This window comes from Legionella sp. (assembly GCF_047605385.1).
In the GTDB taxonomy this organism is placed as follows: Bacteria; Pseudomonadota; Gammaproteobacteria; order Legionellales; family Legionellaceae; genus Legionella.
Window position 1 is genome coordinate 1 of record NZ_JASGFU010000066.1, and the last position, 13,011, is coordinate 13,011.

The window sequence follows — 13,011 nt, forward strand, 5'->3', positions numbered from 1 at the left end:
TTACAAGCCTTTGGAACTCCATTTTTCTTACTTAAAAACTCCGAACTGGGGTTAGGAAGAGATAATGTACCCTGAATATAATGAAATTATTAGACGATTAAAGCAAAATGATGCCAGCCTCACTTTATTGGATTTTCGCCAGAAAAACTTAACTTCTGAAGAATCCAAAGAAATTTTTAAAGCACTGGAAGAAAATACTACTGTTACTAAATTACAATTTCTAGGTAATAATTCAAGTGGTGTTGCAGCCATTGCTTTAAGTGCAATGCTCCGGAAGAATCATACGATTGAGGAACTTGAGTTAGGCACTAATGAGATAAATAATGAAGATATTATTCATATTGCTAGTGGACTTGAGAAAAATGCTTCTGTAACTATTCTTGATCTTAATAGTAATCTATTTGATGCAGCAAAACCTATCGCCGATCTGCTCGAGCACAATAATCATATTAGTGAAATTGATCTTAGCAACAGTAATATTAATAAGGCTGGATTCTTAGTAATTTATAAAGCATTGCAAAGAAATGAAAATTCATCATTGACGGCATTTAATGCTTATTTTACATCAGTATCCTGTATTAATGATTTCGATAATTTATGTAGAATTAATGCAAGTAGACTAGAGAGCACCATAAGGCTGTTTTGAAATTGATTTTAAGAAACGTCGTTTAGCTATTCTCGTAGAAAGTTTGTGCGTCTAATCCGTTGACATAATTACCAATGAAATGTACAATTAATAGTCAATTTTAACATAAAAGGAAGCTAAGATAATTACTCTTATCTGCAATTAACATTATGGAACCATCAGAAAAAGCACAACCACAGCCTTTCACCACTCAAAAATATATGCTTCAGCATCATGGTAGCTTGGAATTAGGTATGTGTAATCAATTAACTAATGCATTTATGGAAACCTGTATTAGAGGAGAAGATCCCAGTAGTTTAATTAATAATGAGCATTTATTTTATGAGAAAGCGCAGGAGCAGTCTCACATTCAAAAGAAAATGCTAAGTGAAAACAAACCTAACTTCCGTTATCCTGCCTTTGAATCAAACCACATTCCTTATGAAATTGAACAAGGAAAATACGGAGAGCTTACGAATGCAAATAAAATCGAAGGGAGAGTAGGAACATCAAGATATACATTTTTTTCTATCCCTACTGGAAACGGGAATTATCATATGACAGGACTGACGAAGGATGGAAATACTTGCCAATTTTTTGATGCCGATTTTCCAGGAGGTATCATAAAATCAGATTGTAGAAAAATTTTTGCATACATGGCTAAATTAAATAAAGACATTTATTCTAAAAACCCATTATCAGAAACAGTAATCGCGAAAAGCAAAAACTGAAAAATTGGACTATTATATTAATATGCTCAATATTATTTCTATGTGTGCATATTATGAGGCCTTTAATCCAATTTCTTCTTAAAACAGGTAGTCCTATTGTAACTTTAGCCGGAGCTTATCAATTGTATGAGAATTCCCGCAAAGCTTATCAACCTTCTGCTTCGGATTATATTCAAGCTGCTGTTTCTGTAACGAAAGGGATCATCGCTCCTCCTTCGCATCCTAATGAGTGGAATAGTGCGAGCAGAAAATTTCTGGAGGAGTCTGGTCCCAAACCTGTTGTTTCCGGAGTGAATAGGGCATTACATGAATATGGCGTTGAATTAGGAGAAAGAGAACTTGCGATGTTTCTTGTACAAAATTTAGATGAGCACCAATATAGCCAGTTAGCTCCTGGAAATGATTTGGCTAGTGAACTCTTAATTTCTAACTCATTTAAGAATGAATATAAGGCTACTATAAATAAAGGAAAAAATGCCCTTGAAGTAGGGTTGGATGACAAAACCCTGGAAAACATTCGCAAGCAGGCAGCCTCTGCAAAAGTTGGAGAGGGAGCCCATTTATTGTATGGCTCTGTCAAATCTACCTTTAGTTATGGAGCCATTATAGAAGATGATCTTGCGGCTGGTACTTATAATCAAGCCGTTACTGAAGATCGTATTCATCATATTGAATCTCATGTCGATGAGCTTCATAAAGATTTGCCTCAAAAAATAAGGGCTACGGAAAAAACTATTGAGTCCACTAAAAGTATGAAACAAAAGTTACAAGATATTCGAGCTGATAATGATGTTTCTGAGGAAGAAAAAAATGCTCCTAAGATGAAATCTTAACATTCAAGGAGGGAAGCGCAGGGCATGGTGTTATTAGTTAAGAGGAGCTCGTTACATCCACCGTACAGGATGTATTGGAACAAGGAAGGGTAGTGAGCATATTTTTCTCTGAGGAATCGATGAATTTATAAGGACATTAGGTATATCATAGATAGCATCTCCTGATAAAAGGCTCTTAGGGTATGATATCTAAACAACATAGTCCTTTGCGTTCATCAAACAGCGCTTTTCTAAAAATCGTAAAGTTTGTTATTACGCTGTGTATTTTATCTAGTTATGTTAATCCTGCTTATGCCATTCCTCCTCCCGAAACATTAGCTATACTGGGAGGTGGGATTGTTTATCCTGGTTTGTTACTCTTGGGAGCATTGGGTGTTTTATTACAATATATTTGGATAAAGACAAAATTATACCTGGTGTGGCGCTTGTATTTAAGCCGGATTATTGGTGGTCTCCTGGTTCTGGTATTCATTCTTGCTGGTATATATCTGTTTGGACTGCTCCAGCCTTTGACGAATATAGAAACCCTTCCTCAGTGGCAGCAATCCGATTCGAAACCTGCATTTATTGATTTGCGCGATAGAGGATCATATAACATGATCCATATTATTGGTGCACTTAACTATCCTGACGGACAGGGATTAACCGATTATTTAAAGACGTTTCCTCATCAAAAAATCGTCTTGATTTGTGAGCGTGGCTATAAGTCATCTAATATGGCTTTTATAGACGCGGATAAGTCGCTATTAAAACAGGCTGAGGCTGAACATCGAATCTTTTATTTTCCCGGTGGCATGGTTGGATGGATGAATCAGAGCGTGGAAAGTAAAGCCCCGACCAGTATCTATCTTCCGTCGACTTATGCAAAGTATCTACTTAAAAAACATAACTTTACTGAACTTAATTTGTCAGGGGATAAAGGGTTAGTTTCACCCGACCAATTTCTGAAGGAATACACACAAATTACTGCAAGGCAAAGTATTCCTATCATTAATAGTAAAACACCACATAATGATGAGATCATCAAGAACCTTAGCCAGTTAAAAAATACGCCTGTCTATTTTACTGACTTAAGCCAAAAGGATTTTTTTCCCGTCGCTAATCTTTTTTTTATTTTGTTGATACAGTCCGCTTTAATTTTTACTCTACGTACTAAGGAGCTTTTTGATTCAATCACCAATCAACCATCAAGTGCATATAAATGGCAAAACTTGAGCATAAGCATATTCATCGCTTTCCTGGTTTTTTTGTTGGGTCCTTTCCCTTTACCCATTCCCTTTGATTTATATCTTTACCAATTGACTGACTTACCTATGAATATAGGTTATCTTATTGGCGTGTATGCATTGTTTGGTTTGATTTTTTTAATACACTTAGAGTATCCCAATAGGAAACGCTTTAGTCTATTACGGCATAATCTTAGCAATGTTTTTGCCCCTGTTCAAAATCTTCGCTTCTTGACGTTTCCCTCTTATAAAAATATAGGCATTGTCATTGTAACGATGTATTTTTTATATGTTTATAGCTTCTCTTTCTTTCTATCTTCAATTTTTTTAATCAGCATCCTTCTATCTGTTCCTCTTTTTATTGATCTGTTTCTTTATTTTTATGGACGTTCTTTTAAAAATACGCCCAGACATATAAAAAAAATTTTGGAACGATGCGGTTATTCCTGTAATCCCGTTGCAAATACCTTTATCCAGTTAAATACTCATAATCCGTTGGCTTTAGCTCGAATCAATCTCAACATTGGTAAAAAGTCCGCAAGCTTAGGATTGTTTACAGGTAAAATTCTAGATGATGGCAAATTCAATAATCAATTAGAAGATACTGTTTTAAAGCATTATAGCCAAATGATACGTAACCTATTGCTTTTTTTTCAACAGGATATAGAACTTAATTTAGATAGCAGCGACGCTATTATTTCAGTCAGACTTTATCATAATTATGCAGATACTCGGGTTATAAACCGCCATGTTCTATTAACGCATGATCAAATGGTGTCAAGTGACCCTTATGAAAAACGGTTTACATCAACTTTGTTTCAAGAAGTGTTTACAAACTCAACTCCATTGATGCTTGATGTGGTGAAGCAGCGTTGGAATAAAAAAGGTGGTTGTCTTAAGGCACTCCATAAATTGGGCATCTTTATTAAAAGCAATGAGAAAACTCAAGGACAGTTTCTTGCTTTTTCGAAACAAATTTATCTGGATCATTCTTTTGAAAAAGCGGTATTTGCTGCAAACAGGCTTATTATCTGGATAAGAGACAAAATATCCCGCTTAAAGTTTCAATTAGCGATACAGAGTATTTTTCTGGATTATTACACGTTAATCGCACCAAAAAGCCAAGTACGCCTTGAACACTTGATGCAGTATGTACGTCAGCCCTTATCGAAACATCAGTTAAAGCGAGTGATTAATCGAGCACTGAACACGCTTTGCGAAGAGAGCGCCATGTGGCAATGTTACAGCAGTTTGCTGCATCAATATGCTTTTCAGCAATTGCAAGGTCAAGCAGAACATTCCTCGCGAGATTTATCTGAGTTTCTCAGCGCTCCATGTTTTTTACCCTTACCTGTTTATTATGAATTATCGGCTACACCTGCTCAAATTGATGTAAAGACAACAAATCATGGCTCTTATTGGCAATATGCTTTTTTAGAAACTGAAACTGTTCGTAGAGGTATTCGCGATTTTCAGTTAAAAGAATGGCAATTGATAAACCAATTATTAGAAAAGCTAAGTAAACAACTTATGTTACCTATTAGTTTAGTTTATTTAACCAAGGATGATTTATATACTTTGCCCAGAAATCGCACCAGGCTCATCAACTTGCTGAGCTACCGTTATGAAGCATGGCAAACTCAAAATCAGTGGTATTTTGCAGATGCATTTTCACTGCATGATGTGGAACAGCTGCAACATAATTCAATAGTACAACACGAAACGCATGCACTAAGAGTTGCCGGGAACCAACAAATCATTACCGGTAATGCCGTGCTATACCAAGAGAATCTGATATTTTCTACTTTACCCAAAGGGAGTATCTTAATCGCAGATAATCTTTTGCCGGATCAGATTATAGCCTGCCAGCACCTGAACGCAATTATATTAAAAAAAGGTGGATATTTAAGCCATACATCCATTATTGCCAGAGAAAAAAACATTCCTATGATTGCTCAATTTCAAACCTCAGAAATCAAAAACAATGTAAAATTAATGATCCACTCAGGCAATCAAGTGGATGTTTTAAATAATACTGTTCTTGAATGGGAGTTTCTGGAAGCCGTAGAGCCAACATCGGATATTGGTAATAAAGCTCAACGATTGGCTTTAATGAATCAACAAGGATTCCCTCTTCCAAAAACTATTATTTTGAAGCATTGTTGTGTGAAAGAGATTTATCAATTAGCAAGTACTCATGGCGCATTATGGTCAGTCTATTATGAAGAATTAAAACAGTTATTTAATCTTTTAACACGAATAAAATCTCCCCTTATTGTGCGTTCATCAACCAATTTGGAAGATACAAGCCATTACAGTTATGCGGGCATATTTTACTCTCAATCGAATATTCATACTGTAGATGAATTTATTTCTGCGATTTGTGCCTCTTGGCAAAATCTGCTCGATCGTGCCGCGATTATTAAGGAATACAGTGGAGAAACCGAGATTAAATTGAATTTAATAGTACAACCTTACATTAAAGGTCAATTTGGCGGTGTATTATTTACCAAAAGTGCAACTCAAGGACAAATGCAAGTGGAAATAGCACCAGGTGGTGCTGAAGGTGTAACTCAGGGAAGTACAGAACTTGTCTCGCTGTATATCGATGAAAAAGGGCAGCCTTTTCATGCTATAGGTAACTCAAACATCCTCAATAATAAAGAATACCAGGCTTTGTATAAGCACGGGCATGAATTGGAAGTCGTGTTTGGTAAACCGCAAGATATTGAATGGCTCCTTGTTGATCAACAGTTTTATATTGTTCAAAGTCGAGACATGACTTCTTTATTCTAGAAATGGATAAATATTTTTATCAGAGAATGAACAGAAAATTTTTCCATTAAAATAAATATCTACTTATACTTTATTAAGTAAAAAATTAAAGACAAGGACTATTTAAATTGCATCCTTCGCTCCCCCTAATTACCACCGTCGCTATGGGATTTGCTTTAGCATTAGTCTTTGGATTTATTGCCGTACGTCTTAAGATCCCAGCATTAGTCGGTTATTTATTAGCCGGTGTTACTATGGGACCATTTACTCCTGGCTTAATGGCAGATAATAAAATTGCTCAAGAGCTTGCAGAAATTGGGATTATGCTGTTGATGTTTGGAGTAGGATTACATTTTTCATTGTCTGATTTAATGCGAGTTCGTAAGATTGCGATCCCTGGAGCAATAGTGCAAATGGTTGCAGCAACAATACTTGGAGGATGTGCTGCAATGATGTGGGGATGGAATTATAGTAGTGCTTTAATTTTTGGCCTTTCTCTGTCGGTAGCGAGTACGGTTGTACTACTGCGAGCCCTTGAAGAAAGAAGAGCCCTTGAGTCGATTAATGGTCATATTGCTGTAGGCTGGCTTCTGGTTGAAGACTTAGCTATGGTTGTTGTGTTAGTGGTGCTCCCTCCATTATCACACTGGCTTGTTGGTAGTTCATCTATTGGTGTACAAAAATCTCTATGGCTTGTTCTTGGCTTTACACTTATTAAAGTATCAACTTTTATTGCATTCATGCTCTTGGTCGGTCGCCGATTTTTCCCTAAACTGCTTTGGCATGTTGCTCGAACTGGCTCACGTGAATTGTTTACTCTATGTGTTATTTCTGCGGCGATTAGTATTGCTTATTTGGCTGCCAAGTTATTTGGTGTTTCTTTCGCTTTAGGTGCTTTTTTTGCGGGTATGATTATGCGAGAATCTTCACTTAGCCATCGGGCTGCTCAAGAATCTTTACCACTTAGAGATGCGTTTGCGGTGTTGTTTTTTGTTTCTGTCGGCATGTTGTTTAATCCTTCTGCTTTGGTTGAGCAACCATTTCAAATTTTAATTGTCGTAGGTATTATCGTTATAGGTAAGTCAATTGTAGCCTTTATGCTCGTCCTTGCTTTTCGCTATCCATTACAATCGGCATTAATTGTGTCAGCAAGCCTGGCACAAATTGGTGAGTTTTCCTTCATTCTTGCTGAATTAGGCGTGCGCTTAAACATGCTTCCAAAAGAAGGACTAAATTTCATCTTAGCAGGCGCACTCATATCAATAGCGATTAACCCTCTGGTATTTAAGCTCGTAAATCCTGTTCATACTTGGATAAAATCTTATCCTCGATTAATGAGTTTTTTGGAGTGCGCTCATGATCCTCTGGCTGAATTACCTATGACCACAAAAGAGGAGTACCTTGCAGGACAAGTGGTTTTGGTGGGCTATGGGCGAGTTGGGAAGCGTGTTGTTCATTTGATTTCTGAAAAAGCTATTCCCTATGTTGTGGTTGATGAAAATCGAGAATTAATTGAAAGCCTGCGAGCTGCTGGTTTTTCGGCAGTTTATGGGGATGCATCTGACCCTTCTGTGCTTATTCAAAGCCATATTGCTCGTGCCAGTATGCTCATGATTCTTACATCGGATACCGTTAATGTAAGAAAAATGATCCAATGTGCGTATAAACTTAACCCGGAAATAGAGATTGTTGTCCGCACCCATGATGAAGAAGAAGCAATGTTATTACAGGAAGAAATCAGTGGAAAAGTATTTTTTGCTGAAGGGGAAATCGCTAGAAATATGGGGGAGTATGCTTTAAATCGCTATGGAAAATTATAAATACGGTGATAATCCTTATAGTTTACAACGAACAATTACTTATACTTTAATTTAAAAAGTGGATAAAAAACAAGGAGCCACAATGAGATCGCGAAAGAAAAAACAAATTAAAAAACATTTTTATCTTCATCTAATGCGTAATACGTTTTGGGGTGTCATGCTGACAACGATCGCTCTATTTATTGGCATGATGGGCTATCATGTTACTGAAAAAATGTCCTGGATCGATGCCTTTATGAATGCATCCATGATTCTATCTGGGATGGGACCGGCAACAACAATAAATACTACTGCAGGGAAATTATTTGCGGGATTTTATGCTTTATTTAGTGGTCTTGCCTTTATTGCTATTATTGTGATTATACTTTCACCGGTAATGCACCAGTTTTTTCGCAAAATTCATTTGGAAAGTGCGCAGGAGAATAACAATTAAATTAAGGTATCTATGATGAATCGAGTATGCCCCAATAGCGTTTTAAAAAAGCGTTCATCTTCAGACTGAACATGAATCTCAATTCGTTCGTTTTAGAGTCATAGAGAAGGTATTTTCATATAAATGGAGTTTAAATGAAATCTCAATTATCACTACTCAATCTTGCAATTGCTCTGCTTGGTACTTCGCTAAGTCATGCTAATAGTTCAGAAAACCTAATAGAAAAGAATTATTTTCCTCGAATTACTGGACAAATACTTGCTGGAAGCGATCAGCAATTAGGCGGTTTTGGTGATGGGATGCTTCCTATATTACAAACGCACGATCGCATTTTTTTTGCTGATGGCACAGTAATGTTAGGGCAAGAGCAACGTACCGTATTAAGTGGTGGTTTGGGTTATCGTGATATGAGACAAACAAGTCTGGGTGAAGGGATTATAGGTGCTTATCTATTTACCGATTTTTATCATAGTGGTTTAAAAAATGAGTTTTGGCAATTAAATCCTGGAGTAGAATGGTTAACTGGCAGTTATGAGGTTCGATTACAAGGATATATTCCTGTCAGCAAACATGCTCAAACTTATTCCTATACATTGGCAAGCGCCCTTCCAGTTTCAGTGCTCACAGATACAAGCAAAAAAAACAACCTGGCAGGTGTTACTGGCCATAGTTTTTTTGATACTCCAGTGGCATTAATGGAAGAGGCGGGTCCAGGTGTCGAGTTGGAAGCAGGGCGTTTTTTTGATTACGCTAAAGGATTTTGGGTACGTGTAGGTGGTTATCATTTTGATTATAGCCGTGCTAAGAACATTAATGGTGTAGAAGCCAATATCGAAGCAATAGTAAAAGACCATGTTTCTTTATTACTTCAAAATAATTACGATAACCAGAATAAAAATCGTTTTGCTGTAGGAGTACGAGTGAATTTTGGGGGCTCATCTGCTCCAATCCCATCTTTGGAAAATCGTATGATCTCTCCCATCATTCGTCATCTTGCCCGGCAGTCCTATGGGAAGGCTATTCCGACTCGTACTGTGTTTAAAGCAATTGGTCCTCGTCATGTACTTAATAATATTTGGTTTTTTAGTCCCGCTGGTGTTTATCCTGCAGGAGCGGCTACTACATTGTCTAATTGCACTGCCGAAAATCCTTGCTCTACTATTGATTCCGCTACTGCTGAAGAGATAGCTGCCTTAGCTCCTAATGCCAATCTGTATTTTGCTTCAGGAACTTATCTTATTCCACCTAATACGTTAAATTTGAACAATTGGGTTAATCTACAAAATGGTCAATCTATTTTTGGTAGAAATACCGGTTGGCTTACTGCAGCAAGCGGAAATAATAGACCACTTGTTAATGGCGCCTTGATTTGGGGTTCTCAATCAGTTCTCGCCGATGGAGCACTTTATGATATGAGAGTAAACAGTACTAATCAGCTTGTTCCAAGCGATATTATGCCTACGGGTTTTAACGATTCAGTCATAGGGATTGGTTTTACTGGGGATATGCAGATAATTAATAGTGAAATCCAAGCCTTAAATATAAATAATGATAATGTGAGCGTGATTGCCGTAAACACTTTAAGTGGGGATACGCTAATTGACAATTCGCACGTTATTGCTATCAATAATGGAAATGCTATGGAAACTAATTCTTCTACTTACACTATGGCTCTAAATGTGAATGATCTCACTATTAGCAATTCAACTATTTCTGCTGAGAGTACTGGTTCTGCGATTGGCTCTGGAAGTGAAAATTCCGTCTATGCCATAGGCGCTCTAAATGTCATTGCAACGAATATTACTGCGAATACAACGCTTACTGGTGATAATAAGGGAGGAAACTCTCAAATAATAGGTATTAGTGCCAATGAAATGCTTAATTTAAGTAATTCTATTATTAATATAACTTCTAATGGCGATGTTAGTGGTGGTAATTTTCGTACTTTGTGGGGAACATTTTCCAATTCTATGAGTACAATAGATAGAGTTATAATTAACGTTCAGGCTAATAATAATTCTAATGGAATTAATAGCATCGTTCAGACCATAGGTGTTCAATCAAGAGAAGGGAGTATTGTTAATAACTCGACAATTAATGTTGAAGCAGATGGAGTAGCCACAAATTCAGGACAGATTGTTGTTTATGGTCTTAGAGATAATTCAAATAATGCGGTGATTTTTGAAGGAAATGCTGCCAGTTACATTACTGCTATCGCTTCTCAAGGAACATCCTTAGCGCCAATTATGAGTTCAGGCCCTATATTAAACAATAGTATACCCAAATCGCAATGTTCTACCGATGGAGTGCATTTCATTGATTGTTAATATGTTTAGACCATGTGTTTTGTAAATTTTTTCCGTTTTACGTCCTCAAGGTGTCATTGGCACCTTGAAGTTAAGAAAAAGGTTTCTGGTTTCTAGATAAAAATGTGCAAAAAAACTTTTACTCTAGCTCTGTAATTAACCCCAAAAATTTTATACAATATATGCAAATTTTCCACTTTACAATTTAATTGTACATAAATGATTCCATTTTTGAAGCGGGTTATAACATTTCATGCAAACACTTATTGAATCTTATCAAGCAGGTTTATTCCAAAAAAAATATTGGTTACAAAATATCATAGCCGGAGTTATTGTCGGTATTGTTGCCTTACCTTTAGCCATGGCTTTTGCTATTGCTTCAGGTGTAAGACCAGAGCAGGGGATTTATACAGCTATTGTTGCGGGTTTACTTGTTTCAATTCTGGGTGGAAGTCGTTTACAGATAGCGGGCCCTACAGGTGCTTTTATTGTGGTGCTTTCAGGCATTACAGCAAAATATGGGGTATCCGGGTTACAAATTTCCACAATAATTGCAGGATTTATATTGCTGTTTTTTGGTCTTGCCCGTTTAGGTGGAATAATTAAGTTTATACCTATGCCGGTAATTATTGGCTTTACTGCGGGAATAGGTGTAGTTATTTGGGTAGGGCAATGGCACTATTTTTTTGGATTACCTTCCGGAGGGAGTGGCCATTTTCATGAAAAACTCTGGCATTTATTACAATCATTTCCACAACTTAATATAAACACAACCGCTTTAGGTGTCTTTTCACTATTTTTAGTGATTTTCTCTAATAAATTTCCTGGCTTAAAACGTGTACCAGGCCCATTGGTGGCACTGCTTGCGGTGACTATATTGCAGTCTGTGTTTCAGTTTTCAGGTGTAGCGACCATAGGCTCTCTGTTTGGAGGGATACCACAAGGGTTACCTGAGTTTGAATTACCTGATTTGAGTGTGGATCGAGTGATTGAATTAATCGGGCCTGCCTTTACTATAGCTATGCTTGGCGCCATAGAGTCACTTTTATCTGCAGTTGTTGCTGATGGAATGGCAGGAACAAAACATAATTCAAACAGAGAACTTGTTGGCCAGGGAGTAGCAAATATTTTTGCTCCTTTATTTGGTGGCTTTGCAGCTACTGGAGCCATTGCGCGTACAGCAACAAATATTCGTAATGGAGGAAATAGTCCTTTAGCGGGTATTGTTCACTCACTGACACTGGTTTTAATCATTCTTTTTTTATCACCTTTGGCAGTAAATATACCTTTGACCGTACTTGCTGCAATATTGTTTGTAGTTGCTTGGAATATGAGTGAGGCAAAACATTTCATTAAATTAATGCGATGTGCTCCTAAAGCAGATGTAGTTATTTTGCTGGTGACTTTTTTACTTACAGTGTTTGTTGATTTAGTTGTAGCAGTAAATATAGGCGTTATCATTGCCGTATTGCATTTTATTGCACGTATGGCATCGAGTGTTGAAGTACAACAAATGACTCAAAAAGACTTGTCACATGAATTGGTACAACACAATATGGAAGCTCTACCAAAGGGTGTATTGGTTTATTCTGTAGACGGTCCTTTTTTCTTTGCCGCTGCGGAAGTATTTCAGCATGCATTGGCTGTAACTCATACCGATCCCAAAACCTTGATTATCAGAATGCGGTGGGTCCCTTTTATTGATAGTACGGGTTTACAGACATTAGAAGAAGTTATTGAAGATTTACAGCAACGTAATGTCCGCGTTATTTTAAGTGGTGCTAATCCACGTGTAGAGAGTAAGCTACGTAATATGGGCCTCATTAAGCTTCTAGGTGATTCTAATTTTCACCAAGAATTTTCTCAAGCTTTGGCTGCATGTAAAACATAATTGTAAAGGAAGTGACTCAAATAAACATGCAATATAACTATTTGCAAAATCATAAAATAGGCGATTATTCATTTAGTTAACTATTCTGTATGAAAGTACAATTACCCGCCACGATCGACATAAGGTAGGGGAGCTTCTGGAGCAAGGGACTTATACAGACCCCAAATTAAGAATCGTGCGGTTTTGCTCAAACTTATTGACGCAGTTTGATGCCTTATGGATTTTTATTTTTAATGAAAATATACAACCAACTAATAATCATGCGGAGCAATGCTTACGACCTGTGGTCATTTGGCGAAAAAATTATTTTTGGACGCGTTCTGATTATGGCTCTGACTTCGTAGCCAGAACCATGTCTCTTATTACTTCCT

9 protein-coding genes are annotated in these 13,011 nt (G+C 37.0%); all 9 read left to right on the top strand.

The window, feature by feature from the left end:
• Nucleotides 1–64: 64 nt before the first annotated feature.
• On the top strand, nucleotides 65–646 hold the full coding sequence (locus QM652_RS12000; RefSeq protein WP_415076114.1) for a hypothetical protein: 582 nt from the start codon (nucleotides 65–67) through the stop codon (nucleotides 644–646).
• A gap of 149 nt (nucleotides 647–795) precedes the next feature.
• The gene (locus tag QM652_RS12005; protein WP_415076116.1) at nucleotides 796–1,356 is read left to right on the top strand and encodes a hypothetical protein; all 561 of its coding nucleotides are present in this window, start codon (nucleotides 796–798) and stop codon (nucleotides 1,354–1,356) included.
• Nucleotides 1,357–1,409: 53 nt separating this feature from the next.
• Nucleotides 1,410–2,189 carry a hypothetical protein gene (locus QM652_RS12010; protein WP_415076118.1) on the top strand — a complete coding sequence of 260 codons (780 nt, stop codon included), beginning with the start codon at nucleotides 1,410–1,412 and terminating at the stop codon, nucleotides 2,187–2,189.
• A 182-nt stretch (nucleotides 2,190–2,371) separates the two neighbouring features.
• Nucleotides 2,372–6,211, top strand: coding sequence for a PEP/pyruvate-binding domain-containing protein (locus QM652_RS12015; protein WP_415076120.1), 3,840 nt, complete (start codon nucleotides 2,372–2,374; stop codon nucleotides 6,209–6,211).
• Between the two features lie 107 nt (nucleotides 6,212–6,318).
• A complete protein-coding gene (locus QM652_RS12020) occupies nucleotides 6,319–8,010 on the top strand; it encodes a cation:proton antiporter (protein WP_415076122.1) in 1,692 nt (563 codons plus the stop codon).
• Nucleotides 8,011–8,092: 82 nt separating this feature from the next.
• Entirely contained in the window at nucleotides 8,093–8,443 is a 351-nt protein-coding gene (locus tag QM652_RS12025) for a hypothetical protein (RefSeq protein WP_415076124.1), read from the top strand.
• A gap of 134 nt (nucleotides 8,444–8,577) precedes the next feature.
• The gene (locus QM652_RS12030; protein ID WP_415076126.1) at nucleotides 8,578–10,770 is read left to right on the top strand and encodes a hypothetical protein; all 2,193 of its coding nucleotides are present in this window, start codon (nucleotides 8,578–8,580) and stop codon (nucleotides 10,768–10,770) included.
• A 232-nt stretch (nucleotides 10,771–11,002) separates the two neighbouring features.
• Complete coding sequence (locus QM652_RS12035; RefSeq protein WP_415076127.1) at nucleotides 11,003–12,640, top strand: SulP family inorganic anion transporter; 1,638 nt, start codon at nucleotides 11,003–11,005, stop codon at nucleotides 12,638–12,640.
• A gap of 175 nt (nucleotides 12,641–12,815) precedes the next feature.
• Nucleotides 12,816–13,011, top strand: a 196-nt coding sequence (locus QM652_RS12040; protein ID WP_415076129.1) for an IS66 family transposase, incomplete at its 3' end; no start/stop codon positions are given.